The following is a 25,467-nucleotide window of genomic DNA, read 5'->3' as shown; positions in this document are numbered from 1 at the left end:
CATGTCCGACCCGGCCGGGAGCGGCGCCGGCACGCGCGTCGCCCCGGGCACGCGGGGCGCCCCCGGCGTCGCCGTCGACCTGACGGCGCTCGACGAGGCCGTCGAGTTCACCTCCGGTCTGATCCGCATCGACACCACCAACCGCGGCGGCGGCGACTGCCGGGAGCGGCCAGCCGCCGAGTACGTCGCCGAGCGGCTCGCAGGCGCAGGGCTGGAGCCCGTGCTGCTGGAGCGCACCCCCGGCCGCACCAACGTCGTGGCCCGGATCGCCGGCACCGACCCCGCCGCCCCCGCCCTCCTGGTCCACGGCCACCTCGACGTGGTGCCGGCCGAGGCCGCCGACTGGAGCGTCGACCCCTTCTCGGGCGAGGTCCAGGGCGGGGTGGTCTGGGGCCGCGGCGCCGTCGACATGAAGAACATGGACGCGATGGTGCTGGCCGTCGTACGGGCCTGGGCGCGAGCCGGAGTGAGACCCCGGCGGGACATCGTGATCGCCTACACCGCCGACGAGGAGGACAGCGCCGTCGACGGCTCGGGCTTCCTCGCCGACCACCATCCGGAACTCTTCGAAGGCTGTACCGAGGGCATCAGCGAATCCGGGGCCTTCACCGTGCACACCGCTCCCGGCCGGGCGCTCTACCCGATCGCCGCCGGCGAACGCGGCACCGCCTGGCTGAAGCTCACCGCCACCGGCACGGCCGGACACGGCTCCAAGCCCAACCGGGCCAACGCGGTCAGCCGCCTCGCCGCCGCCGTGGCCCGCATCGGCGAGTACGACTGGCCGGTCCGGCTCACCGATACCGTCGTCGCCTGCCTCACCGAACTCGCGGCCCTCCAGGGGATGTCGGTGAACCCCCGCGTCCCCGGCTTCGACCTCGACGCCGTGCTCGGCAAGCTCGGACCGGCCGCCACCCTCGTCGAAGCCACCGTCCGCAACAGCGCCAACCCGACCATGCTCAGCGCCGGTTACAAGCTCAACGTCATCCCGGGCACCGCCACCGCGTACGTGGACGGCCGGATGCTGCCCGGCGGCGAGGCCGAGTTCACCGCCACCCTCGACGCGCTCACCGGACCCGACGTGCGCTGGGAGTTCCACCACCGGGAGGTGGCCCTCGAAGCCCCCGTGGACGGGCGGACGTACGGGATCCTGCGCGAATCCGTCGAGGCCTTCGACCCCGACGGGCACGTGGTGCCCTTCTGCATGGCGGGCGGCACCGACGCGAAGCAGTTCTCCCGGCTGGGCATCACCGGCTACGGCTTCTCCCCGCTCAAGCTGCCGCCCGGCTTCGACTACTGGTCCCTCTTCCACGGAGTGGACGAGCGGGTGCCCGTCGACGCCCTGCACTTCGGCGTCCGCGTCCTCGACCGCGCCCTGCGCGCGCTGTGATGGACCTCGGGACGGCCCCCTACGGCAGCTGGCCCTCGCCCATCGGCGCCGCACTCGCCGCCTCCCTCGACGGGAGGCCCGAGTACGTCGGCGCGATCGGCGCCGAAGTGTGGTGGACGGCGCCCCGGCCGGCCGAGGGCGGCCGCCGGACCCTGGTCCGCAGGCCCGCGGACGGCGGGCCCGCGGTGTGCGCGCTGCCCGCGCCGTGGAACGTGCGCAGCCGGGTCACCGAGTACGGCGGCATGCCCTGGACGGGTACCGAACAGCCCCTGGGCGGGCCGCTGGTGGTATTCGTCCACTACGCCGACCAGCGGCTGTACGCGTACGAGCCCGACGCGCCAGGCAGCCCCGGGCCGCGGCCCCTGACCCCCGTATCGACGGTCGGCGGCGGGCTGCGCTGGGTCGACCCGGTGCTGCGCGACGGCGAAGTCTGGTGCGTGCTCGAGGAGTTCACCGGATCGGCGCCGACCGATGTGCGGCGCGTACTGGCCGCCGTAGCGCTGGACGGGTCGGCTGCGGAAGACCGCTCCCGGGTAAGGGAGTTGACCGACGACAGGTACCGGTTCAGCACCGGGCCCCGGCTCTCCCCGGACGGGGGCCAGGCCGCCTGGCTGGTGTGGGACCACCCCCGCATGCCGTGGGACGGCACCGAGCTGCGGCTCGCCGAGGTCACGCCCGACGGCCGGCTGGTGGATCCACGTACCGTACTCGGCGGGCCCGAGGAGGCCGTCGCGCAGGTCGAGTGGACCACCGGCGGAAGCCTCCTCGCGGTGAGCGACCGGGGTGGCTGGTGGAACCCGTACCGGGTGGACCGGGGGCCCGGCGGGGAAGCGGTGGCCGTCAACCTGTGCCCCCGGGAAGAGGAGTTCGGCGGGCCGCTGTGGAAGCCGGGGCTGCGCTGGATGGCGGCGCTCCCCGACGGGCTGGTCGCCGTCCTGCACGGCCAGGGCTCCCCGGTGCTGGGCGTGCTCGACCCGGAGAGCGGGGACCTGGTCGACGCGGCCGGCCCGTGGACGGCCTGGCAGCCCACGCTGGCCGTCAGCGGCACCCGGGTCTACGGGGTCGCGGCCAGTCCCCGCAGCCCGTACGAGGTGGTGGAGCTGGACACGGCCACCGGGCACGCCCGGGTGGTGGGCGGCCTCGGCTCCCCGGGGGCGCAGAGGACTCGCGGGGCCGACCGGGCCCAGCAGGGCGGCAGGGCCGGACAGCCGGACCGGGCCGACCCGGCGTACTACCCCGAGCCGCAGAGCAGGACCTTCTTCGGCCGGGGCGGCCGGGAGATCCACGCCCACGTCTACCCGCCGCACCACCCCGTGCTGCGCGCCCGGGCCGACGAACTTCCCCCGTACGTGGTGTGGGCGCACGGCGGCCCCACCGACCACGTGCCGCCCGTACTGGACCTGCACATCGCCTACTTCACCTCGCGCGGCATCGGCGTCGTCGAGGTCAACTACGGCGGTTCCACGGGCTACGGGCGCGCCTACCGGGAACGGCTGCGCGAACAGTGGGGCGTCGTCGACGTGGAGGACTGCGCCGCCGTGGCGCGGGCCCTGGCCGCCGAGGGCACCGCCGACCCGGACCGGCTCGCGATCCGGGGCGGCAGCGCGGGCGGCTGGACGGCGGCGGCCTCGCTCGCGGCCACCGGGCTGTACGCGTGCGCCGCGATCATCTACCCGGTGCTGGACCTGGCCGGCTTCGCCGCGGAGACCCACGACCTGGAGTCCCGCTACGTCGACGCCCTCGCCGGACCCCCGCAGACCCTGGCGCTGCGCAACCGCGAGCGCTCCCCGGTGGCCCGCGCCGACCGGATCACCGCGCCGTTCGTCCTGCTCCAGGGCCTGGACGACCCGGTCTGCCCGCCCGCGCAGGCGGAGCGGCTGCTGGCCGCGATGCGCGGTCGGTCGGTGCCGCACGCCTACCTCGCCTTCGAGGGCGAGGGGCACGGCTTCCGGCGTGCGGACACCATGGTCCGGGCACTGGAGGCGGAGCTGTCGCTGTACGCGCAGGTGTTCGGGTTCGAGCGGGATGACATCCCCCGTCTGGCCCTGTCCGACTGAGCCCCCGGCCCGCCGCGAGCCGACGATGGGGCCATGGGCTCTCACACGTCCAAGAGCCGCGGCAGGGGCCGCGGGCCGGTCACCCCGGGCCGCGCCGCCGTCGCCGCGCTCGCGGTGCTCACCCTGGTGTTCATCTTCGAGAACACCCGCCCCACCAAGATCAGACTGCTGATCCCGCAGGTGACGATGCCGCTGTACGTCGCCCTCCTGATCGCGGCGGTGCTGGGCGGACTGTGCGGCGCCTATTTCTCCCGGCGGCGCAAGGAGGGCCCGTAGAGCGCAGGCGGGACGGCGCTCGGCGGGATGGCGCTCAGCCCGAGTGGACCCAGATGCGGAGCGGGCCGATGGCGGTGAAGCCGTGGCGCAGCGCCACGGCGAGGTCGTCGCCCGACTCGTAGCCGACGGCCGGCAGGCCGGGCCAGAGCGCGGCGGTCAGGGTCAGCGCGCCCGTCCAGGCCTCGTCGTCCGGGGTTCCGTCGGCGCCGAACACGTTGGAGATCCCGACGACCTCGCCGGTGCGGTTGGCGGCGGCCCCGGCGAGGATCCGCCCCTCGGCGTCCCGGCCCGCGAGGAGGGCGATGTCCCCGGCACCCCCGGGCCCCGCGGCGTCCTGGCCGGCTGCGGGGAGCAGCCCCGGGTGGAACAGGCCGGCGCTCTCCTCGCCGTCCCAGGCCGTCTCCCAGGCCTCCAGCTCCGCGGCGGAGGTGATCCGGCTCCACTCCAGGGCCGGGGTGGCGCCAGGGAGGGCGGACGGGTCGGGCTGCGGCCCCTGCGGCCCCTGCGGCCCGCCGACGGCGCCGAGTTCACCGCCCGGGCGCGCGAGAGCCGCGAGCTCCACCATCCGTGGCTCTCCCCGCCCGCGACCGCCGCGGCCTACGAGGCGTACGCAGCCCCGCCGACGGCGGGCGCGGGAGCCGCCAAGGCCGGATTCCTCGTGTGCGAGCGGGAGTCGGGCGCCATCGCCGGCTTCGTGAACGTCAACAACATCGTCCTCGGTGCCTTCCGGTGCGGCGCGCTCGGGTACGGGGCCTTCGCGCACGCGGCGGGCAGGGGGCTCATGAGGGAGGCACTCGGTCTGGCCGTCGGCCACGCCTTCGCGGCCGACGGCCTCGCGCTGCACCGGCTGGAGGCCAATATCCAGCCGGGCAACACCGCCTCGATCGCCCTCGTCCGGGGGCTCGGCTTCCGGCTGGAGGGGCTCTCGCCGGACTTCCTCCACGTCGACGGCGCCTGGCGGGACCACGAACGCTGGGCGATCACGGCCGAAATGCCTCCTCCCGGGGCCCCGCATCGCACAGGATGAGTCCATGCGAACCCTCGTGCTCCTCGACGCACCGTCCAACCTCGGACTGCGCCCACCGTCCCCGGGCACCGTTCCCGGGGTGTACAAGCTGGCGGGGGCCCTGCGCGAACAGGGCCTGCTGGCCCGCCTTGGCGCGCGCGAGGGCGGGGTGGTCGTCCCGCCGCGCTACGACCGGGGGGACTGGAAGGAGGGTGACGGGGTGTTCCACGCCGGGCCCCTCGCCGAGTACACCGTCGCCCTCGCCGACCGGATCGAAGAGCACCTGCGCTCCGGGGAGTTCCCCGTCGTCCTCGGCGGTGACTGCTCCATCCAGCTCGGAGCCTCCCTGGCCATGCGGCGCCTCGGGCGGTACGGCATCGCCGCGATCGACGGCTCCGCCGACTTCCGCCACCCCGGGAACGAGACCGTCAACGGGCCCGTCGGCGCGGCCGGCGGCGAAGAGCTGGCGCTCGCCACCGGGCGCGGACAGGCGGACCTCGCGAACCTGGAAGGCCTCGGGCCCTACGTGCTCGACGAGGACGTACGGCTCTTCGGACTGCGCGACGGGGACCCGGACCTCCCCGAGTTGCGCGCCGCCGGGATCTTCGCCGCCACGGTCGGGGCGATCCGTGACCGCGGCGCCGGGCCGGTGGCCCGGACCGCCCTGACCGGGCTGCAGCCCCCGGCCACCGCCGGGTTCTGGGTCCACCTGGACGCCGACGTACTGGACCCGTCCGTGATGCCGGCCGTCGACAGCCCGGACCCCGGCGGGCTGATCCCCGACGAACTCGCCGAACTGCTCGGCGTGCTGATCAGTTCCCCGCGCTGCGTCGGACTCAACGTCACCATCTACGACCCGGACCTGGACCCCGACCGACGCGCCGGAGCCCTGCTCGCGGACCTGGTGGCGGGGGCCTTCGCCTGACGCGCCCTCCGGCCCGGCCCCGCCCGGGGCCGGGCCGGAGCGGGGATGCCGTTCAGACCCCGATCGCGCCGTCGATGCGCTCGCGCAGCAGGTCCGCGTGCCCGTTGTGCCGTGCGTACTCCTCGATCATGTGGATCAGCACCCAGCGCAGCGAGACCTCGCCCCGCCAGCCGTCCTTCCCGCTGACCTCCAGGTCGGGCGCCCGCCGCGTGAACCGCTCCGCGAACTCCACCTCCGTCCGCCAGGCCTCCCAGGCCCCTTCGGCCATCCCGGGCCCGGACACCGCACCGTCGAAGTCCCCGTCGGGATCGGCCGCGGAGGAGAACAGGGGCGGCGCCTCCAGTGCGGCCAGCACCTGCCGGAACCAGCGGCGCTCCACGTCGGCGAGGTGGCGGACCAGGCCCAGCAGCGACAGCGTGGACGGCTCCACCGACCGTGCGGCCAACTCCTCGTCCAAGCCCTCGCACTTGAGCCGCAGTGTCGCCCGCTGTGCTCCCAGCATGCCGACGAGCATCAGCCGCTCGTCGCCGGTCGCGGGTCCGGTGAACCGGCTCCCGGATTCGTCCCCCGCGAAGAACTCGCCTCTTCTGCTCAAGCCGCTCATGCCCTCCATGATCGGCCACCGGCCCGTGCGGCAGAAGGCTTTGCGTAATCCTGACCGGTGGTGATCCGCCGAATCCCTGTGCACCGGCGGCCGCGGCGTGTTCCATTTCCCTCATGGCCACCACCGTCCGCCGCTCCGTACTGACCCTTCCCGCAGCCCCGTTGGGTCCCGAGAATCCGCTGCCCGCCCTCCGTGCACCCGACGGGGTGCACGCGCTGGACGATCTCCCCCGGCCGCCGCTGGGAGGTGCCCCGGGGCGCGAGGGCCTGCCGCGTGACATGGCACGCCAGATCGGGTACGAGCCATTGCGCTCGCTGCTGCCCGTCCGGATCCGCGACGGTTATCAACGGCAGCGGAGCGAGGGGCAGTTCGAGACGATCGTCATCGAGAACGCGCATCTGCGCGCCGTCGTCCTGCCCGGGCTCGGTGGCCGGATCCATTCGCTCGTCCACCTCCCCACCGGACGCGAACTGCTCTACAGGAACCCGGTGTTCCAGCCCGCGAACTTCGCACTGAACGGAGCCTGGTTCTCCGGCGGCATCGAATGGAACCTCGGCGCCACCGGCCACACCACCCTCTCCTGCGCCCCGCTGCACGCCGCACTCGTCCCGGCGCCCGACGGGGGCGTCATGGTGCGGCTCTGGGAGTGGGAGCGGCTGCGCGACCTGCCGTTCCAGGTGGACCTGTGGCTGCCCGAGGACTCGGAGTTCCTCTACGTGGGCGTGCGCGTGCGCAATCCGCACGAGCGGCCCGCGCCCGTCTACTGGTGGTCCAACATCGCCGTGCCCGAGGACGCCGGCACCCGAGTCCTGGCCCCGGCCGACCAGGCCTGGCACTTCGGGTACGAGCGCTCCCTGCGGCGCGTCCCCGTACCCGGCTGGGAGGGCGCGGACCGCACCTACCCGCTGCGCAGCGCCTACCCGGCCGACTTCTTCTACGAGGTCGAAGCCGGGGCCCGGCCCTGGATCGCCTCCCTCGACGCGGCCGGGCAGGGACTCGTACAGACCTCGACGGCCCGGCTGCGCGGCCGCAAGCTCTTCGTCTGGGGCGCCGGCGAGGGCGGCCGGCGCTGGCAGGAGTGGCTGACCGAGCCCGGCACGGGCGGGTACGCGGAGATCCAGGCCGGGCTGGCCCGGACCCAGCTGGAGCACGTGAGGCTGGAGGCAGGCGCGGAGTTCAGCTGGCTTGAGGCCTACGGACCCCTGTCCGCGGACCCCGCGGCCGTGCACGGGGACGACTGGTCGGCGGCCCGCGCCGCGGCCGGGACGGCGCTGGAGACCGCGCTGCCCGGGCCGGCCGTGGACGCGGCGTACGAGGCGTGGCGCGGGTGCGCCGACACCGAACCGGGGGAGCGGCTGGCGGCCGGCTCCGGCTGGGGCGCGCTGGAAGTGCTGCGCGCGGGCCACAAGCTGCCCGGCACCCCCTTCGCCGAGGACACCATCGAGGAGGACCAGGCCCCCTGGCTGGAGCTGTGGCGCACCGGGGTCTTCCCCGCCCCGCGCCGGGTGGCGCCGCCCGGCCCGAGCCTGGTCGCCCCGCACTGGCGGGACATGCTGGAGACCGCTCCGGCGGACCCGCTCACCGAGTACCACCTCGGGGTCGCCCAGTGGCACGCCGGGGACATCGCGCAGGCGGTACGCAGCTGGGAGCGCGGGCTCGCCCTGGCCCCCTCGCGGTGGCCGCTGCTGAGGTGCCTGGCGGTCGCCGACGACCTGGCCGGCGACCCGGCCCGGGCCGCCCGCTGGTACGCCGAGGCCTTCGAGGACCTGACCCAGGAGAGCCGGGGCGGCGTGAGCTGGCTGGCCGCCGAATCGGCGCTGGGCCGGGAGGCACTGGCTTCCCTGCTGGCGGCGGGGCTGCTGCCCCAGGCGCGCACGGTGTGGGACCGGCTGCGTCCCGCCCTGCGCGACGAGGGCCGGTTCCGGCTGTCGGCGGCCCGGCTGCTCGCGGCGGAGGGTCATGTGGGCGCGGCCCGGCGGGTCTTCGAGGAGGGCTTCGAACTGGCAGACCTCCGCGAGGGCGAGGAGACGCTCTCGGAGGTCTGGGCCTCCCTCACGGACCGCCCGCTGCCGGCCCCGTACAACTTCCGGATGCGCCCGCCGGGCGAGTAGCCGGGCGGCCGAGTAGCCGGGCGGCCGAGTAGCCGGGCGGGCGGGCGGGGTGGCTACCGGGTGTAGGCGCGGATGCGGTAGCGCAGGCCGGCAGTCGAGAACTGCCAGTCCCCGTCCTCGGCCACGGTCCACGCCGGATCCAGGTCCGGGGCGTAGGTGTCGCCGTCCACCTTCGTGTCGACCTCGGTCACCGAGAGCATCGTGGCCTGGGCCAGGGCAGCACGGTAGACCTCTCCGCCGCCGATCACCCAGCACGCCGCGGCGGGACCGGCCGACGCGGCCGCGAGCTCCAGCGCCCCGGCGATGGACCCGGCGCGCTCCGCGCCCTCGGCGGACCAGTCGGGATCCCGCGTCACCACGATGTTGCGCCGGCCGGACAGCGGGCGGAACCGCGCGGGCAGCGAATCCCAGGTCTTGCGGCCCATCACCACCGCATGGCCGAGGGTGGTGGCCTTGAAGTGCGCCATGTCCTCGGGCAGCCGCCACGGAATCCCGTTGTCCGCGCCGATCACACCGTCGGGGGTCTGCGCCCAGATCAGTCCCACGTGCGCGGCGGCACCCGGGGCGGCGACACCCGCGGCGGCGGGCGCGCCGTGCGTACCGGCACTCATACCGCGACCGGGGCCTTGATGGCCGGGTGGTGCTGGTAGTCCAGCACCTTCACGTCGGAGTAGGCGTAGTCGAAGAGCGAGTCGGCCTGGTGCAGCTTCAGCTGGGGGAACTCGAGGGGGGTGCGGGAGATCTGCTCGGTCACCTGCTCGACGTGGTTGTCGTAGATGTGGCAGTCACCGCCGGTCCAGATGAAGTCGCCCGGCTCCAGCCCGGCCTGCTGCGCCACCATGTGTGTGAGCAGGGCGTAGCTGGCGATGTTGAACGGCACGCCGAGGAACAGGTCCGCGCTGCGCTGGTACAGCTGGCAGGAGAGCTTGCCGTCGGCCACGTAGAACTGGAAGAAGGCGTGGCACGGCGCGAGCGCCATCTTGGACAGCTCGGAGACGTTCCAGGCCGAGACGATCATCCGGCGGGAGTCCGGGTCGCGGCGCAGCGTGTCGAGGACCTCGCTGATCTGGTCGATGTGCTCGCCGTCCGGGGTGGGCCAGGAGCGCCACTGGGCGCCGTAGACCGGGCCGAGGTCGCCGTTCGCGTCGGCCCACTCGTCCCAGATGGTGACGCCGTGCTCCCGGAGCCAGCCGACGTTCGACTCGCCGCGCAGGAACCACAGCAGCTCGTACACGATCGACTTGAGGTGCACCTTCTTGGTGGTGACCAGGGGAAACCCCTGGGACAGGTCGTAACGCAGTTGGTGCCCGAAGACACTCCGGGTGCCGGTGCCCGTCCGGTCGGCCTTGGCCGTTCCGGAGGTGAGCACCAGCTTCAACAGGTCTTCGTACTGGGTATCCGCCACGGACACCGAGTCTACTGGGCCGCCGCCGGAGGTCGAATCAGCCCGCGGTCGAATCAGCCGGAGACCGGAGCGGCCTCGACCAGGCCGTCGGCGATCAGGCCGGCGAGGACCGCCTCGCCGACGGTCACGACCGCCGTCTGGGGGCGGATCATCACGGTGATCTCCTTGATCAGCCCCTCCGGGCCGGCGGAGTCCCCGGGGGCCAGGTGCAGCATGTCGATGCCGTGGACCTGGCGGCCGTTCACGGTGGTGCGGAACGGCAGGACCGTCGCCGGGCCCTCGACCCCGTCGGCGCCGTCGGCGCTGCCCTCGAAGTGACCGACGTAGCGGAAGTCCTCGAAGGTGCGCAGGAGGACGCCGAAGAGCGCCAGCACCATGGCCTTGCCCTCGAAGGGCTTCGACTTCACCGGGCTGTTGAGCCGGACGTCCTCGGTGAACAGGGCGTCCAGGGCGGCGAGGTCGCGGTTGCCCACGGCGGCGCGGAATCGGTCGGCGGTGCTCATGGCGGCTCCTGGGTCCTTCAGCCGGCGATCCGGACGGTCACCGGCCGGGATCTGAATAGTCATCGATCTGATTAGTCAGTTTCTTGACTATCATGAGCCGCGCGGTCCTGAGAAGACGCTGCCGCGCACGAACCCGAGGAGACCGACCGATGGCTTTGCGCCACGCCGTACTGGCGGCGCTGCTCGACGAGGAGCTGAGCGGCTACCAGCTGGCCAAGGCCTTCGGCACGGGCGTGGCCAACTTCTGGCACGCCCTGCCCCAGCAGCTCTACGCCGAGCTGGCCCGGCTGGAGGGGGAGGGCTTCATCGCGGGCCGCGAGGTCGTCCAGGACACCCGGCCCAACAAGCGCCTGTTCCAGGTCACCGACGCCGGACTGGCCGAGCTGGAGCGTTTCGCGGCCACCGCCACCAAGCCCTCCGTCATCCGCGACGACCTGCTCGTGAAGATCCAGGCCGCCGACCACGTCGACACGGGGGCACTGATCGCGCAGCTCGCGGAACGGACCGCCTTCGCGACGGCCAAGGCGGAGCTGTTCGAGACGCTGCTGCGCACGATGCGGGGCGAGCGCACGGAGGAGGAGTTCCTGCGCCGCGGCGCACGGATCGGCCCCTACCTCACCTGCCTGCGCGGCTTGGAGTTCGAGCGGGCCAACCGGGCCTGGTACGAGCGCACCACGATCATTCTGAACGAGAGGCGGGCATCCCGTGGAGAGCAGTGAGCAGCGGCGGCCGACCCGGTACGTGGCTCTCGGGGACAGTCAGAGCGAGGGCGTGGGAGACGGGGACGACCGCACCGGACTGCGCGGGTGCGCCGACCGGTTCGCCGAGCTGCTCGCGGTGCACGAGCCCGGTGTGCTCTACGCCAACCTGGCCGTGCGGGGCCGCCTCGCGGCGGGGGTCCGCGAGGGGCAGCTCGCACCCGCCCTCGCGCTCCGTCCCGACCTGGCCACCGTCGTCGCCGGGGTCAACGACGTGCTGCGGCCCCGGTTCGACGCCGACGAGGTCGCCGGGCACCTGGAGGCGATGTTCGCCGCGCTCACCGCGCAGGGCGCCCGGGTCGCCACCGTGACCTTCCCCGACATCGCCAAACTCGTCCCGCTCGCCAAGGGGGCGGCCCCGCGCGTCACCGCGCTCAACGAGCGGATACGGCGGGCGGCGGAGCGGCACGGGGTGGCCGTCGCCGACTTCGCCCGCCACGAGGCGTCCACCGACCCCCGGATGTGGAGCGCGGACCGGCTGCATGCCGCGCCGTCCGGCCACGCGATGATCGCCGCCGGTGTCGCGCACGCCCTGGACCTGCCCGGCAGCGACGACGCGTGGACCCGCCCGCTGCCCGGCCCCGCGCCCGCCGCCCCGGCGGGCCTGCGGGGCGTCGCCGGGGAGCTGCGGTGGGCCGTGGGCTTCGCCGGGCCCTGGATCGGGCGGCGGCTGCGCGGCCGCTCCTCCGGGGACGGCCGCACGGCCAAGCGGCCCGAGCTGCTCCCCGTACGCCTCGCGGCCTGACCGGGAACGGCGGACCGGGTGCGGCGGCCGGCCCGGCGCATGGCGGACCGGGGCTGAGCTTGAGGCGGGCCGGGGCGGGCCGTGCCTGAGCCGGACTGGGCCTGGACCGGGGACCCTGGGTCAGGCGCGGCAGATGATCTCGCCGTTCAGGACCGAGAACCAGGCGTCCGGGGCCGCGCCCCAGCTGTGCCAGGAGTCCGCGGCGGCCGCCAGCTCCGCCTCCGTCGCGTGTCCGCCGCCGGTCGCGAGCCCGGCGTAGGCCGAGGCCGTCGTACGGTCCGCCCACAGCGCGGACCACCACGCGGCGTCCTCCTCGGTCGCGTAGCACCACGAGGTCGCCGTGCAGGTCACGTCCGTGAAGCCGGCCGCCCGCGCCCACGCGCGCAGGCGGCGCCCCGCGTCCGGCTCGCCGCCGTTGGCGCGCGCGACCCGCTGGTACAGGTCCTGCCACTCCTCCAGGCCGGGGGTCGCCGGGTACCAGGTCATCGCCGCGTAGTCCGCGTCCCGCGCCGCCACGATCCCGCCGGGCCGGCACACCCGGCGCATCTCGCGCAGCGCCCCGACCGGATCGCCCACGTGCTGCAGCACCTGGTGGGCGTGGACCACGTCGAAGGAGTCGTCGGGGAAGTCCAGGCAGTGGACGTCGGCCGTGGCGAACTCGATGCCGGTCAGACCCCGTTCCTTCGCGTACGCGGCGGCCTGCTCGATCACGTCCTGCGCCGCGTCCACCGCCGTGACCCGGCCCTGCGGCCCCACCAGCTCCGCGAGGTCCGCCGTGATCGTGCCCGGGCCGCAGCCCACGTCCAGGACGGACATCCCCGGGCGCAGCTCGCCGATCAAATACGCGGCGGAGTTGCGGGCGGTGCGCCAGCGGTGCGAGCGCAGTACCGACTCGTGGTGCCCGTGGGTGTAGACGGCGGTCTCGTGCGTGGCGTTCATGAGAAGGGGCTCCTTCGTCGTCGAAGTGCTGTGTCGGGCGTGCTGTGTCGAGCGGTGGTTTCACCCTAAGGGATCTGTTCGTAGTGTGAGATATGTGTTTTGACATGTGGACACCATGCTTGCGTGCCAAGGGAATTGGGCGGGCGGGTGGCGGGCCGGGGTGGGGGCGAGGACAGTGAAGCCGGGGGAACGCGGTGGAGGGGACGACCCTGGTGAAGGACGGTGAGGTCCATGCCGGACCCGCTGCTCGACCGGCATGCCGAGGCGCTGCGGCTCTTCGGCCAGTACGTCCACGCGGTCCCGGACGCGCAGTGGGACGCGCCGACGCCCTGCGGCGAATGGAACGTGCGCGACCTGGTCAACCACGTCACCGCCGAACAGCTGTGGATACCGCCCCTGGTCACCGACGGCCGCACCGTCGAGGACATCGGCAGCACCTTCAACGGCGATGTCCTCGGCACGGATCCGGGCGCCGCCTGGGACGAGGCCTCGGCCGCCGCGCACACCGCCTTCGAGATCCCCGGGGCGCTCGGGCGGACCGTCCGGCTCTCGTACGGGCCCGCGCTGGGGTCGGCGTACTGCTCGGAGCTGACCGCGGACTGCGTCGTCCACACCTGGGACCTCGCCCGGGCCATCGGCGCCGACGACCGGCTGCCGGACGGCCTCGTCGAGTTCTCCATCAAGGAGGTCATGCCCTACGCGGGCGGGCTGGCCGCGAGCGGTATGTACGCGGCTCCGCTGGAGGTGCCGGCCGGGGCGGATGCCCAGACCCGGCTGCTCGCGCTGCTGGGGAGGAGCGGCTGACGGAGTGCGGCGCCACCGATGTCCACAACGGGCGATAGCTGGCGAATAATCGTATAAAGGCATGGTTGGCGAGCGCGGGTACGGCAGGGAGAGGTGGCGCGCGGTGTCGGGGATGCAGCGCACGACGGCCGAGGGCCGGGGCCCGGTCCGCTACGGTCCGCCCGCACCCCAGCCGGGCCTGCCCGTCCTGCCCGAGCTCACGGCCGTGCTCGCGGCGGCCGCCTGGCGGTCGGCCCCCGAGCCGCCCGGCGGGGGAGTACCCGTACGGGCCGCCGCGGCCCGGCACTGGGGGCGGCGCGGACTGCCCACCGACCCCGACCACGTCGCAGCCGGACCGGGCGCACCCGCCCTGCTGCTGGCGCTGCTCGGCGCGTACGGCGGTGACGTCATGCTGCCCCGCCCCTGTCCCGCCTGGTGGACGCCCCAGGTCCGGCTGCTGGGACGGCGGGCCTACCACGTGCCCACCCCGGCCGAGTGCGGCGGCGTACCCGACCCGTACGCCCTGCTGGAGACCGTGCGCCGGGTCCGCGCCGAGGGCGGCGACCCGCGGGTGCTGCTGCTGTCCGTCGCCGACGACCCCACCGCGACCGTCCCGCCGCCCGAGCTGCTCCTGGAGGCCTGCGAGGCCGCCGAATCCGCCGGACTGTTCGTCGTCAGCGACGAGACCTGGCGCGACACCGTCCACCGCCCGGCCCGCGGACTCCTCGGCGGGCCGGGCGGCGGCGCCCCCGGCGGGTCCAAGGGCTCCCGCGACAGGATCGTCGTGCTCAGCCCCGCCGAGATGCTGCCGGACGACACCGCGGTGCTCCTCGACCTCTCCGGCGCCCTGCTGCCCGCAGGCTGGCCCGCCGCCGTCGTCCGGTTCCCCGGCACCCCGCACGGCACCTGGCTGCGGGCCCGGACCCTGGACGTGCTCACCGCCACCGGCGGGTTCGTCGCCGGCCCCGTCGCCGGGGCGGCCGCGCACGCCCTCGACGAGCCCGCCTCCGTGACGGGACGCGCCGCCTCGGCCGCCGCCCTGCACGGCGTGGTGGCCGGCGCCGCGCACCGGGAACTGCTGGCCGCCGGGGTACTGGCCCGCCCCCCGCAGGCCGGCCGGCACCTCTACGCCGACCTGACACCGCTGCGCGCGGGGCTCGCCCGGCAGGGGGTCGGCGACGCGATGGAACTGGAGGACTGGCTGGCCGGCCGGCTCGGCGCGCCGACGCCCGGCGGGCAGCGGTTCGCGGACGAGCCGGTCGCCCTGCGGGTCCGGCTGTCGACCGGACCGCTGCTGGGCGCCACCCCGGAGGAGCGGCTCGCGGCGCTCACCGCGACCGACCCCCTCGCACTGCCCCACGTACGGGACTCCCTGGCCCGGCTCCGGTCGGTCCTGGCCGGACTGTCCGGCTGAGGCCCGCCGGACAGCACCCCGCCTTGGCGCACCCACCTTGCCCCCGACTGCCGCCGGTGAACGGAGACTTCTCGATGAGGGATCAGACGGACGCCCCCACGGCCTCCCGTGCCGAGGCCGCCGCGGACGTCCCCCCGGCGGTCATCGCGGACATCCCCGCCGACATCCCCGCGGACGCCCCCAAGGACGTCTCCGCGGACGTCCTCCCGGCGGCCGCGCGGGGTGGTGACGGCGCCCGGCACGTGCGGCCGCGGCCGCTGGGGGAACACCGGTTGTGGCCACGTTCGTTCGCGGACCGGCTGACCACCCCGCTGCCGGGGTTGCGCGCGTTCGCCCGCCTCGCCCGCGAGGGTGCCCTGCGCCCCGGCCCGGAAGGCCTGCGCGGCATCCCCGACCTGCCGTACGCGCCCACCCCGCTGCCCGCCGCGGCCGCCGGGACGGTGTCCGCGACCTGGGCCGGGCACGCCAGCTGGATCCTGCGGATCGGCGGGCTGACCGTACTGACCGATCCCGTCTGGTCCCGGAAGATCCTCGGCACCCCGGCACGGATGACCCCCGTCGGCGTGCGGTGGGAGGAACTCCCGCCCGTCGACGCCGTGGTGATCAGCCACAACCACTACGACCACCTCGACGCCCCCACCCTCAAGCGTCTCCCGCGCGGGACGCCGCTCTTCGTCCCGGCCGGGCTCGCCCGCTGGTGTAGACGGCGGGGGTTCACCCGGGTCACCGAACTCGACTGGTGGGAGTCGGCCGAACTGGGCGGCGTACGGTTCGAGTTCGTGCCCGCGCACCACTGGTCGAAGCGGTCCCTGCTGGACGCGTGCCGGACCCTGTGGGGCGGCTGGATGCTCGCCGACGCGCGGTCCGAGACGCCGAAGAAGGTGTACTTCGCGGGTGACACGGGCTACGGCCACTGGTTCGGCGAGATCGGACGGCGGCACCCCGGCATCGACCTCGCGCTGCTCCCGATCGGCGCCTACGCCCCGCGGTGGTGGCTGCGCGATGTCCACGCCGACCCGGAGGAAGCCGTTCAGGCCTGCCTGGACCTGGGGGCCCGCCGGATGGCCCCCATGCACTGGGGGACCTTCGTCCTGTCCTCGGAGCCGGTGATGGAGCCGCTGCACCGGGTACGGGCCGCCTGGGCCCGCACCGGACTGCCCCGGGAACACCTCTGGGACCTCCCGGTCGGCGCCTCCCGCGTGCTGTAAGCCCGGGCAGCCGAGGCCGAGGCCGGGGCCGGGCCCGGGTCAGTGGCGCAGACGCCGCCAGAGCGCCGGAGCGCCGCTGATGACCAGCGTGAGGGCGACCGCCAGGGCCACGCCCTTCCAGGGCTCCGCGAAGAGGGAGCCGCCCACGATGCCGATCAGGCCGTAGGTCGCCGCCCAGGCCAGGCAGGCGGGGCCGTCGCCGCGCGCGAACCGGCGCAGCGGGAGCTCCGCGAGGAGGCAGGCCAGCATGACCGGGATGCGGCCGCCCGGCAGCAGCCGGGAGACCACCAGGACCAGTACGCCGTTCTCGTCGAGCTTCCGCTGAGCCTGGGCGAGGCGTTCGGGGGTCGCCCGCCGGCGCAGGGCCTCCAGCCGTCGCGATCCGTTGCGCGAGCGCACCCCGCGCCGGCCCAGCCAGTACAGCGCCAGGTCCCCGGCGAACGCGGCCAGCGAGGACACCCCGAACACCAGCAACAGCCCGAAGGGCAGGGAGTCCTGGTGGAACGCCACCACCGCCGCCGTACTGACCAGCGCGCCCGTCGGGATCACCGGCACCAGTGCGCCCAGCACCACCAGCACGAAGAGGGTCGGGTAGCCGATCGCCTGCTGGGTGGATTCCGGCGGGACCTGCGCGGCCGCCTCCGCGAGCTCGGACAGGGCCGTCACGGCAGCCGCACCCGCTCACCGTGCGCGGGCACCCGTACCGTCACCTTCGGTGCCTCCCGCCGTGCACACCGCATGAACTCCTGGCCCGGCGCGTGGAACTCGTGCGGCCGCACCGCGTCCAACCCGATCGGCCAGTACGTGCCCCAGTGCACCGGGACCGCCGCCGCCGGAGCCAGCAGGGCCAGCGCCCGCGCCGCGCCCGCCGCGTCCAGGTGCCCGGGACCCAGGTAGGGCCCCCAGCCGCCGACCGGCAGCAGGGCCACGTCCACCGGTCCGACCTCCTCGGCCATCGAGTCGAACAGGCCGGTGTCCCCGGCGAAGTAGGTCCGGGACGAGCCCTCGATCACGTAGCCGAGCGCGGGAGCGAGCCGGGGCCCGAACGGCAGCCGCCGCCCGTCGTGCCGCGCGCTGACCGCCCGTACCCGTACGCCGTTCCCCACGGTCACCGTGTCGCCCGGCGCCAGTTCCGTGACCGCCAGACCCCGCGCCCCGGCCACCCGCGCCAGCCCCGGGACCGCGCCCGGCGCCCCGTGCGGCACCAGCAGCCGGGTTCCGCGCGCCAGCCGCGCCAGCGACGGCAGGTGCAGGTGGTCGGAGTGCAGGTGCGAGACGAGCACCGCGTCGGCGACCGCCGCCTCCGGCGGGGGCACCGCCCCGCGGCGTCGCCGCAGGTGCGCCAGACGGCGGGCGAAGAGCGGGTCCGTGAGCAGCCGGACACCGGAGTCCTCGACCGTGCACGTGGCGTGGCCCCACCAAGTGATGTCCACCGGCCCTCGATCCCCTCCCTGGTCCCCGCCCTCACCGGGTCCTGTCCGAGCCTAAAGGCTGCCCGCTCCAACCGCCCGGAACCGGGGAGCCGGGACTCCACGCCCCCTCCTCCCCGGCGGCGGATCGGAGTAGGGTCGGGCGGCATGGATGAGCTGCGCGTGGCCGCGATCGCCAGCCTGGCCCCGCTGGAGGATCTGGACACGGATCCCTTCGCCGTCGACACCCGGAGCCAGCACGCCATGTGCGTGCGCTGGGCCGCCGACCGCGGCTACGTGGTGACCCGCCAGCTGTTCGTCTACGGGCTGCGCGCCGACCACTGCGGACTGTGGAACGACATCGACGCCGGCCGCGTCGACCTGTTCGTCACCGCCAACCACCGGGTGCTGACCCGTGCGCTGCGCTCCGTGGAGGAGTTCACCACCGCATGCGAACTGCGCGGCGTACGGCTGGAAACCACCGGTCTCGACGAGCCGCGCTACACCTCCGCGATGAAGGCCGAGGTACACCGCCGCCTCTCCATGCCGACCGCCGGCTACGACGGCACCTGACCCCCCGAAGCCCCGTACGCATATCCGCCGCCCGTGTCACCCGGCCGGGCGGTTGCCGCTGTGCGAGCCTGGACACCGTGGAGACGGGGGCTCGTCGGCGCGGCGCGGGCCACGGTGCTGAGGTGGGTTGCGGGTGTTGCGAGGCCGGTGGCGGAGTACGGGCAGCGCCCTGCTGCGGGTGATCATCGTCTGGGCGGTGTCCACCCTCACCATGCTCGCCCTGGCCGGAATCCTTCCCGACTTCAGGCTCCAGGCGGGCGCCGGCGGCGACCGCGACAGCATCACGCAGATAGGCCTGACAGCCGCCCTCGGCGCCGGGGCGTTCGGTCTGCTGAGCGCGCTGGTGTGGCCGGTTCTCGTACGGGCCCTGCTGCTCGTGCCGGCCCTGGTGCTCGGCCTGCTCGTCTTCTTCCTCAACGGCTCGCTGCTGCTGCTGGCGCTCAGCCTGATCCCGGCCGGCCGCGGCGAGGCGGACCCGGAGACCGCCGTGGTGGTCGCCGCCGTGATGTCCGCCGTCGCGTCCGCGACCTCCACCGCGCTCGCCGTACGGGACGACGAGGCCTACCGGCGCCGGCTCTACCGCCTCGCCGACCGCCGCCGGCGCCGCCAGCACCGCGAGGGGATGCCCGGGGCCGCCGAACGCGCCCCCGCCCTGGTGTTCCTGCAGCTCGACGGGGTCGGGTACGAGGTACTGCGCCGCGCGGCCGGCAGCGGTCTGATGCCGACGGTGGCCGAGTGGCTCGACCACAGCCACCGCATCACCTCGTGGCGGACCGACTGGTCCAGCCAGACCGGCGCCAGCCAGCTCGGCATCCTGCACGGCTCCAACTTTGACGTCCCGGCCTTCCGCTGGTACGAGAAGGACACCGGCGAGGTGGTCGTCTGCAACCGGCCCACCAGCGCCGCCGAGCTCCAGCGGCGGGCCGTCGAACGCACCGGGGACGGCGGCCTGCTCACCCTCGACGGCGCCAGCCGCGGCAACCTCTTCAGCGGCGGCGCCGGCCAACTGGCCCTCGTCCTGTCCGTCTCCGCCCGGCGGGGCCGGGACAACCGCTCCCGCGCGGGCTACTTCGCGTACTTCTCCGACCCGGCCAACGCGGTCCGCACCGCGCTCTCCTTCGTCGCCGAGGTGGCCCGCGAGATCACCCAGTCGGTACGCGGCCGCGTACGCGGGTTGCGGCCACGCGTCGGACGCGGCGGGCTGTATCCGCTGATCCGGGCCTTCGCGACGGTGGTGGAGCGCGACGTCGTCGTCGCGGCGGTGATCGGCGACATGCTGGCCGGGCGCGCCGCGGTCTACGCCGACCTGGTCGCCTACGACGAGGTCGCCCACCACTCGGGCCCGCGCTCCCGGGACACCGAGCAGGTGCTCGCACGGCTCGACCGCAGCCTCGCGCTCATCGCCCGGGTCGCCGAGCACGCGCCCAGGGAGTACCGGATCGTGCTGCTCTCGGACCACGGCCAGAGCCCGGGGGAGACCTTCCTGGCCCGGTACGGGCTCACCTTGAAGGACCTGGTCCGCGCGGGGTGCGGACTGCCGGTGTCCCGGCGGGCCGGCCGTACCCACAGCGGGGCCGAGGCGCGGGCCGCCGTACGGGCCGCCCTGCACCGGCCGGTGGAGGAGACGGGCGACGAGGTACGTCCCGGGCCGGGCCCGGACCCGGTGGTACTGGCATCGGGCAACCTCGGGCTGATCTCCTTCCCGAACCTGGCCGGCCGGGCGTCGAAGGAGCGGATCGACCGCGCGCACCCGGCGCTGCTCGCCACCCTGGCCAACCACCCCGGGGTCGGATTCCTGCTCGTCGACGGGATCGTCCTCGCGGCGAACGGGGCCGAGGCGCGGCTCGACGAGCCGGGCGCGGTCGAGGAGCTGCTGGCCCGCTTCGGTCCGGGCGCGGCGCAGGCGGTCCGGCGCACCGACACCTTCCCGCACGTGGCCGACGTGATGGTGAACTCGGCCTACGACCCCGAGACGGGCGAGGTGCACGCCTTCGAGGAGCAGATCGGCTCGCACGGCGGCCTGGGCGGGGAGCAGGGCCACCCGTTCCTGATGTGGCCGGTGGAGCTCTCCGAGCCGGTGTACCGGCCGGACGGGGAACTGGTGGGCGCGGAGGCGGTCCACGGGGTGCTGCGCCGCTGGCTCACCGAGGCGGACGGGCCCCAGGTCCCGGTCCCCCCGGCGGTCTCCGCGACCCCCGTGGCAAAGACGCCCCCGGCGCGCTGAGCACCCGCGGCGTACTTTGGAGGGAGAGACCAGGGGGGCTCCGAGGGGTCATCATGTCCGCGATCAGCAAGAGCATCGACATCGACCGCCGGCCCGAGGACGTCTTCGACTACGTGACGGATCCCACGCACCTGCCGGAGTGGCAGGACAGCGCTCTCTCCGCGGTGCCGATGGGAGAACTTCCCGTCCACGTGGGTTCGAAGGTGGTCGTCACCCGGCAGATCGGCAAGCGCCGCATCCCCACGACCATGCAGGTCATGGAGCTGGACCCGCCGAGGAGCTGGCACATGCACGGACTCGACGGTCCGGTCCGGCCGGACGTGCGGGGCCGCATCGAACCCCTGGACGACGGGACCCGCTCGCGCGTGACCCTCGCCGTCGACTTCGAGGGCCACGGCGTGGGCAGGGCGCTGGTCCCGCTCGTGGTCAAACCGATGGTCCGCAAGGAGATGCCCCGGGGCGAGGAGAAGCTCAAGCACCTGCTGGAGCACTCCGCGGCCTGAGGGTCCGCTCCCCAAGGAGCTCCGGGCCCGCGGCGAGCGGCGAGCGACGGGGCCGCGGCGGCAGCGGCCGGGAAAAACCGGGTGCTTCGGGACTCGCGGTGCACCCACACTGGGCGCACCGCGTTCCCGGACCCCGAAGGGGCATCGTCACCCGTGCAGGCCGCCGTCACCGTCACCCCCGCCCAGCTCCCCGAACTGCTCCTCGGGCTCGCCACCGTGCGGCCCGTGTTCCTCTGGGGAGCGCCCGGCATCGGGAAGTCCTCGCTCGTGCGGAAGTTCGCCGACTCGCTGGGACTGGAGTGCGTCAGCCTGCTGGGTACGCAGCTCGCGCCCGAGGACCTGATCGGCGTACCGCAGATCCGTGACGGGCGGTCCGTGTTCTGCCCGCCCGAGGCCATCGCCCGCGACGAGCCCTACTGCCTGTTCCTCGACGAACTCAACGCCGCGAGCCCGGACGTCCAGAAGGCCTTCTACTCCCTCATTCTCGACCGGCGGATCGGCTCCTACGAGCTGCCCGCGGGCTCCATCGTCATCGGCGCGGGCAACCGGGCCACCGACAACGCCCTGGCCCGGCCCATCGCCTCCGCGCTCGTCAACCGGCTCACCCACGTCCACCTGCGGGCCTCCGCCGGGGACTGGCTGGTCTGGGCCGGCGAGCACGGCATCCACCCGTGGGTCACCGACTACCTCACCGACCGCCCCGACCACCTCTGGTCGCAGCCGCCCAAGACCGAGGAGCCGTTCTCCACGCCCCGCTCCTGGCACATGCTCTCCGACGCCCTGCACTCCTTCGGGCCGGACCTGGACGAGCAGACGCTCGGTGTGCTCGCGCACGGCACCCTCACCCCCGCGCACGCCGTCTCCTTCCGCGGCTACGCCAAGATCGTGCGTCACAGCTTCGGCATCGAAGCGATCATGAAGGGTGACGCCTCCTGGCCCACCCGCACCGCCGACCGCGATCTGCTCTACTACCTCGCCGAGGCCTTCCGGGGCCGCCTGGTCAAGGAACTGCCCGCGCAGCGCGAGCACGTCTCGCCCGCCCTGCGCCAGACCGCCTACCGCGCCAAGGCGCTGCTGGTCCAGCTCGCCGAGATCTCCGTGGAGGTGGCCCAGACCGTCATCGCCGACGACGCCGACGGGCTGCCCGTGCTGCCCTCCTGGTTCCTCGTGGAGGCCGCCCGGGACATGCCGCGCCTGGTCGAAGCCCGCCGGTGAGCGCGCCCCGCCGCCCGCAGAAGAAGGCGCCCGACCCCGCCGCCCAGGCCTTCGCCGAGGGGCTCGCCCTGGTGAAGCGGAACCCGGCCCTCGCCGCCGTCGGCGGGAGCGTGTGCGGGCACGCCCCGTGCCGCCTGACCCCCGCATCGGGCCTGGTCGCCGTGGATTCCAACGGTGTCCTGCACGTCCGCTCCGGCCGGCGCGCGGATCCCCGGACCTGGGCCTGGGCCCTGGCCCACGCCCTGCTCCACCTCGGCTTCGGCCACGTCCCGGCCGCGGACCAGGAGCAGCGGGCGCAGCCCGACCGCTTCGACCTCGCGGCCCGCTGCGCCGTCGTCAACCGCTTCCTGCTGACGCAGCCGTCCGTAAGGCCCCCCGACGACCTCCCCGCCGAGTACCCGGGCGGCGACGAGGAACTGCTCGCGGCCCGCTGGCGCCGCGACGGCATTCCCGCCGCCTACGAGGCCTGCGGCACGGCCGGCGACCACCCCGACCAGGTCCTGGTCACCTGGCGCATGTGGAACACCGCGGTCCCCGACTGGGAGACCGCCTTCGCGCACGCCCTGACCCGCAGCGTCTCCGCGGCCATGGAGGTGGCCGGCGGTCGCCGCGACCGGGTCACGGGGGAGCGCGTGGAGCAACGCCCGTGGGACCGGGCCCTGAACTGGTTCGTCTCCTCGTACCCGCTGCTCGGCGGCCTCGCCAGCGGTCTGAAGATCGTCGCCGACGCCGAGCTCGCCCGCGCCCAGGACATCGACGTCGCCGCCGTCAGCACGAGCGCCGGGGAGATCTACGTCAACCCGCTGCGCCGCTTCGCCGACGGGGAGTGGCGGTTCATCCTGGCCCACGAGATGCTGCACGCCGCCCTGCGCCACGGCGAGCGCCGCGGCGCCCGTGACCCGTACCTGCACAACGTGGCCGCCGACTACGTGGTCAACGGCTGGCTCGTGGAGATGGGCGTCGGCGAGATGCCCGAGGGGCTGCTGTACGACCCGGAGCTGAGGGACCTGTCCGTGGAGGAGGTCTACGACCGGATCACCGCCGACCTGCGCAGGATGCGCAGGCTCGCCACCCTGCGCGGCAAGGGCCGCGGGGACATCCTGGGCGAGCCGCTGCCCCACCCGGGCAGCGGACCGTACACCGATCTGGACGAGTTCTACCGGCGCGGCCTGGTCCAGGGCTTCGACCTGCACACCTACGAGGAGCGCGGCCTGCTGCCCGCCGGGCTGATCGAGGAGATCCGCTCCCTGGCGCACCCGCCGGTGCCGTGGGACGCCCGCCTGGCCCGCTGGTTCGACGAGTTCGTGCCGCGCCCGTACCCCGTACGCAGCTTCGCGCGCCCGGCGCGCCGCCAGGCCTCCACTCCGGACATCCCCCGGGCGGGCCGGTACTTCCCGCCCGAGGAGATCGCCCGCTGCACCTTCGGCGTGGTCCTCGACACCTCGGCGTCGATGGACACCGCACTGCTCGGCAAGGCGCTCGGCGCCATCGCCTCGTACGCGCAGGCCCGCGACGTACCGGCCGCCCGCGTCGTGTTCTGCGACGCGGCGCCGTACGACGCGGGCTATCTGCCCCCGGCCGAGATCGCGGGCCGGGTGAGGGTGCGCGGCCGGGGCGGAACCGTACTGCAGCCGGGCATCGACCTGCTGCAGAAGGCGGAGGACTTCCCGCCCGGAGCCCCGGTGCTGGTGATCACGGACGGGTGGACCGACACCCTGCGGATCCGGCGCGAGCACGCCTTCCTGGTTCCGCAGGGCGCCTCCCTGCCGTTCACGCCCCGCGGGCCGGTCTTCCGGCTGGCCTGAGGGCGCGGACCCCGTTTTTAGTCGAGGTAGTCGCGCAGCACCTGCGAGCGCGACGGGTGACGGAGCTTCGACATGGTCTTCGACTCGATCTGGCGGATGCGCTCACGGGTGACCCCGTACACGCGGCCGATCTCGTCGAGGGTCTTCGGCTGGCCGTCGTTGAGGCCGTAACGCATGGAGACCACGCCCGCCTCGCGCTCCGAGAGCGTGCCCAGGATGGACTGGAGCTGCTCCTGGAGGAAGGTGAAGCTCACGGCGTCGGCCGGCACGACCGCCTCGGAGTCCTCGATGAGGTCACCGAACTCGCTGTCGCCCTCCTCACCCAGCGGGGTGTGCAGGGAGATCGGCTCACGGCCGTACTTCTGGACCTCGATGACCTTCTCGGGGGTCATGTCGAGTTCCTTGCCCAGCTCCTCCGGAGTGGGCTCCCGGCCGAGGTCCTGGAGCATCTGGCGCTGGACGCGGGCCAGCTTGTTGATGATCTCGACCATGTGGACGGGGATGCGGATGGTGCGCGACTGGTCGGCCATGGCACGCGTGATCGCCTGCCGGATCCACCACGTGGCGTACGTGGAGAACTTGAAGCCCTTGGTGTAGTCGAACTTCTCCACGGCGCGGATCAGACCGACGTTGCCCTCCTGGATCAGGTCCAGGAAGAGCATGCCGCGGCCGGTGTAGCGCTTGGCGAGGGAGACCACGAGGCGGAGGTTGGCCTCCAGCAGGTGGTTCTTGGCCCGGCGGCCGTCCTCGACGAGGATCTCCAGCTCGCGCTTGAACGCGGGCTTGTGGTCCTCCTCCTCTTCGAGCTTGTACTCGGAGAAGAGACCGGCCTCGATGCGCTTGGCGAGCTCCACCTCCTGCTCGGCGTTGAGCAGCGGCACCTTGCCGATCAGCTTGAGGTAGTCCTTGACGGGGTCGGCGGTGGCGCCGGCGACCATGACGGTCTGCGCCGGGGCGTCGTCCTCGTCGTCGTCGGACAGGACGAAGCCCGCGCTGCCGCCCGTCTTGGGCGTCTCCTTCTCGTCACCCTCGTCGGGGTCCTCGGCCGCCCAGTCCTCGCCCGTGGCCGCGGGGGTCTCGTCGTCGTCGCCGTCCTTGGCGCCCTTTTTCGTGGCCGCCGTCTTCTTCACGGCGGTCTTCTTCACGGCGGTCTTCTTGACCGTCCGCTTCTTCGGCGCGGCGGCGGCCTCGGCCGCCACCTCCTCCTCGGTCCCGGAGGCCGTCGGATCGGATATCGCCGCGGCGGTGGTCGTGGCAGCAGTCTTGCGCGCACCGATGAGACGCGGCGGGGCAGCGGCCTTCTTGGCGACGCGCGCCGGGGCGGCGGCCGCCTTGCGCGGCTTCTTGGCGGCAACCTTCGTGGCGGGCGCGGCGCTGACGTGCAGCGCGACACCCTCCTCGTCCAGGACCTGGTTCAGGCTGCGCAGGACCCGCTTCCACTGGTCCACCGGGATGCGGCCGGCCTCGAAGGCCTGGCGCACGTCATCACCGTTGATGTGACCCTGCTCGCGGCCGCGCTCGACAAGCGCGACCAGGGCCTCGGATTCGGCGATCTCCGTGGGGAACGTACGGGACGGGCTGAGCGACACAAGGAGCCTCTCGTTGCGAACAGATTGC

General features: G+C 74.2%; 25 protein-coding genes. 16 read left to right on the top strand and 9 right to left on the bottom strand.

Annotated elements, in window-relative coordinates; genetic code table 11:
- Position 1 precedes the first annotated feature (1 nt).
- The 3 genes from OTB20_RS19850 to OTB20_RS19840 are packed head-to-tail and all read left to right on the top strand — an operon-like array spanning position 2 to position 3,720.
- Entirely contained in the window at positions 2-1,387 is a 1,386-nt protein-coding gene (locus tag OTB20_RS19850; RefSeq protein ID WP_267819323.1) for a M20/M25/M40 family metallo-hydrolase, read from the top strand.
- Positions 1,387-3,444 (top strand): prolyl oligopeptidase family serine peptidase, encoded by a 2,058-nt coding sequence (locus OTB20_RS19845; RefSeq protein ID WP_267819258.1) that lies wholly within the window; start codon positions 1,387-1,389, stop codon positions 3,442-3,444. Before OTB20_RS19850 ends, OTB20_RS19845 begins: the two co-directional genes overlap by 1 nt.
- A gap of 33 nt (positions 3,445-3,477) precedes the next feature.
- Positions 3,478-3,720 (top strand): LapA family protein, encoded by a 243-nt coding sequence (locus OTB20_RS19840; protein ID WP_267819256.1) that lies wholly within the window; start codon positions 3,478-3,480, stop codon positions 3,718-3,720.
- A gap of 34 nt (positions 3,721-3,754) precedes the next feature.
- Here OTB20_RS19840 and OTB20_RS19835 read toward each other — a convergent pair whose 3' ends face one another.
- On the bottom strand, positions 3,755-4,285 hold the full coding sequence (locus OTB20_RS19835; RefSeq protein ID WP_267819324.1) for a hypothetical protein: 531 nt from the start codon (positions 4,283-4,285) through the stop codon (positions 3,755-3,757).
- Between OTB20_RS19835 and OTB20_RS19830 the strand changes: the two genes are divergently transcribed.
- Entirely contained in the window at positions 4,205-4,747 is a 543-nt protein-coding gene (locus OTB20_RS19830; RefSeq protein WP_267819321.1) for a GNAT family N-acetyltransferase, read from the top strand. The two genes, OTB20_RS19835 and OTB20_RS19830, sit on opposite strands and share 81 nt — an antisense overlap.
- A 4-nt stretch (positions 4,748-4,751) precedes the next feature.
- Positions 4,752-5,651 carry an arginase family protein gene (locus tag OTB20_RS19825; RefSeq protein ID WP_267819254.1) on the top strand — a complete coding sequence of 300 codons (900 nt, stop codon included), beginning with the start codon at positions 4,752-4,754 and terminating at the stop codon, positions 5,649-5,651.
- A gap of 52 nt (positions 5,652-5,703) precedes the next feature.
- Here OTB20_RS19825 and OTB20_RS19820 read toward each other — a convergent pair whose 3' ends face one another.
- Entirely contained in the window at positions 5,704-6,255 is a 552-nt protein-coding gene (locus OTB20_RS19820) for a DinB family protein (RefSeq protein ID WP_420716441.1), read from the bottom strand.
- Between the two features lie 113 nt (positions 6,256-6,368).
- On the opposite strand from OTB20_RS19820, the gene OTB20_RS19815 reads away from it, so the two are divergent.
- Positions 6,369-8,366 (top strand): DUF5107 domain-containing protein, encoded by a 1,998-nt coding sequence (locus tag OTB20_RS19815; RefSeq protein ID WP_267819252.1) that lies wholly within the window; start codon positions 6,369-6,371, stop codon positions 8,364-8,366.
- A gap of 53 nt (positions 8,367-8,419) precedes the next feature.
- On the opposite strand, the gene OTB20_RS19810 is transcribed toward OTB20_RS19815, so the two are convergent.
- From OTB20_RS19810 to OTB20_RS19800, 3 genes are read right to left on the bottom strand one after another with little or no spacing between them, the layout of a single operon-like run.
- Positions 8,420-8,977, bottom strand: coding sequence for a dihydrofolate reductase (locus OTB20_RS19810; RefSeq protein WP_267819250.1), 558 nt, complete (start codon positions 8,975-8,977; stop codon positions 8,420-8,422).
- Positions 8,974-9,771 (bottom strand): thymidylate synthase, encoded by a 798-nt coding sequence (locus OTB20_RS19805; protein ID WP_267819248.1) that lies wholly within the window; start codon positions 9,769-9,771, stop codon positions 8,974-8,976. The genes OTB20_RS19810 and OTB20_RS19805 overlap by 4 nt, the downstream gene beginning before the upstream one ends.
- A gap of 53 nt (positions 9,772-9,824) precedes the next feature.
- The gene (locus OTB20_RS19800) at positions 9,825-10,274 is read right to left on the bottom strand and encodes a nuclear transport factor 2 family protein (protein ID WP_267819246.1); all 450 of its coding nucleotides are present in this window, start codon (positions 10,272-10,274) and stop codon (positions 9,825-9,827) included.
- Between the two features lie 149 nt (positions 10,275-10,423).
- Between OTB20_RS19800 and OTB20_RS19795 the strand changes: the two genes are divergently transcribed.
- Both OTB20_RS19795 and OTB20_RS19790 read left to right on the top strand, forming a co-directional pair.
- Positions 10,424-10,993, top strand: coding sequence for a PadR family transcriptional regulator (locus OTB20_RS19795; protein WP_267819245.1), 570 nt, complete (start codon positions 10,424-10,426; stop codon positions 10,991-10,993).
- The gene (locus OTB20_RS19790) at positions 10,980-11,777 is read left to right on the top strand and encodes an SGNH/GDSL hydrolase family protein (RefSeq protein WP_267819243.1); all 798 of its coding nucleotides are present in this window, start codon (positions 10,980-10,982) and stop codon (positions 11,775-11,777) included. Before OTB20_RS19795 ends, OTB20_RS19790 begins: the two co-directional genes overlap by 14 nt.
- A 120-nt stretch (positions 11,778-11,897) precedes the next feature.
- Here the strand turns inward: OTB20_RS19790 and OTB20_RS19785 are convergent, their stop codons facing one another.
- On the bottom strand, positions 11,898-12,716 hold the full coding sequence (locus OTB20_RS19785) for a class I SAM-dependent methyltransferase (protein ID WP_267819241.1): 819 nt from the start codon (positions 12,714-12,716) through the stop codon (positions 11,898-11,900).
- Positions 12,717-12,947: 231 nt separating this feature from the next.
- On the opposite strand from OTB20_RS19785, the gene OTB20_RS19780 reads away from it, so the two are divergent.
- The 3 genes from OTB20_RS19780 to OTB20_RS19770 all read left to right on the top strand — a co-directional run bounded on the left by OTB20_RS19780 (position 12,948) and on the right by OTB20_RS19770 (position 16,121).
- Positions 12,948-13,520 (top strand): TIGR03086 family metal-binding protein, encoded by a 573-nt coding sequence (locus tag OTB20_RS19780; protein WP_267819239.1) that lies wholly within the window; start codon positions 12,948-12,950, stop codon positions 13,518-13,520.
- 112 nt (positions 13,521-13,632) lie between these two features.
- Positions 13,633-14,913, top strand: a complete 1,281-nt coding sequence (locus OTB20_RS19775) for an aminotransferase class I/II-fold pyridoxal phosphate-dependent enzyme (RefSeq protein WP_267819237.1) — start codon at positions 13,633-13,635, stop codon at positions 14,911-14,913.
- Positions 14,914-14,987: 74 nt separating this feature from the next.
- Positions 14,988-16,121, top strand: coding sequence for an MBL fold metallo-hydrolase (locus OTB20_RS19770; RefSeq protein WP_267819236.1), 1,134 nt, complete (start codon positions 14,988-14,990; stop codon positions 16,119-16,121).
- Positions 16,122-16,160: 39 nt separating this feature from the next.
- On the opposite strand, the gene OTB20_RS19765 is transcribed toward OTB20_RS19770, so the two are convergent.
- Positions 16,161-16,778: a DedA family protein gene (locus OTB20_RS19765; protein WP_420716442.1), complete on the bottom strand. Its 618-nt coding sequence runs from the start codon at positions 16,776-16,778 to the stop codon at positions 16,161-16,163.
- Positions 16,779-16,783: 5 nt separating this feature from the next.
- Entirely contained in the window at positions 16,784-17,554 is a 771-nt protein-coding gene (locus OTB20_RS19760; RefSeq protein WP_267819232.1) for an MBL fold metallo-hydrolase, read from the bottom strand.
- A 144-nt stretch (positions 17,555-17,698) separates the two neighbouring features.
- Here OTB20_RS19760 and OTB20_RS19755 point away from each other — a divergent pair, with 144 nt between their 5' ends.
- The 5 genes from OTB20_RS19755 (at position 17,699) to OTB20_RS19735 (ending at position 23,850) form a co-directional block, all read left to right on the top strand.
- The gene (locus OTB20_RS19755; protein WP_267819230.1) at positions 17,699-18,103 is read left to right on the top strand and encodes a hypothetical protein; all 405 of its coding nucleotides are present in this window, start codon (positions 17,699-17,701) and stop codon (positions 18,101-18,103) included.
- A gap of 133 nt (positions 18,104-18,236) precedes the next feature.
- Complete coding sequence (locus OTB20_RS19750) at positions 18,237-20,327, top strand: phage holin family protein (RefSeq protein WP_267819229.1); 2,091 nt, start codon at positions 18,237-18,239, stop codon at positions 20,325-20,327.
- 53 nt (positions 20,328-20,380) lie between these two features.
- On the top strand, positions 20,381-20,830 hold the full coding sequence (locus OTB20_RS19745; protein ID WP_267819227.1) for an SRPBCC family protein: 450 nt from the start codon (positions 20,381-20,383) through the stop codon (positions 20,828-20,830).
- Positions 20,831-20,983: 153 nt separating this feature from the next.
- Positions 20,984-22,045 carry an ATP-binding protein gene (locus OTB20_RS19740; RefSeq protein WP_267819225.1) on the top strand — a complete coding sequence of 354 codons (1,062 nt, stop codon included), beginning with the start codon at positions 20,984-20,986 and terminating at the stop codon, positions 22,043-22,045.
- Complete coding sequence (locus tag OTB20_RS19735) at positions 22,042-23,850, top strand: DUF2201 family putative metallopeptidase (RefSeq protein WP_267819224.1); 1,809 nt, start codon at positions 22,042-22,044, stop codon at positions 23,848-23,850. Before OTB20_RS19740 ends, OTB20_RS19735 begins: the two co-directional genes overlap by 4 nt.
- 17 nt (positions 23,851-23,867) lie before the next feature.
- Here OTB20_RS19735 and OTB20_RS19730 read toward each other — a convergent pair whose 3' ends face one another.
- The gene (locus tag OTB20_RS19730; RefSeq protein ID WP_267756733.1) at positions 23,868-25,439 is read right to left on the bottom strand and encodes an RNA polymerase sigma factor; all 1,572 of its coding nucleotides are present in this window, start codon (positions 25,437-25,439) and stop codon (positions 23,868-23,870) included.
- Between the last annotated feature and the right edge of the window lie 28 nt (positions 25,440-25,467).

This window comes from Streptomyces sp. H27-H1, from assembly GCF_026627445.1.
Classification (GTDB): domain Bacteria; phylum Actinomycetota; class Actinomycetes; order Streptomycetales; family Streptomycetaceae; genus Streptomyces.
This window is presented reverse-complemented; position numbering and strand designations above follow the sequence as displayed.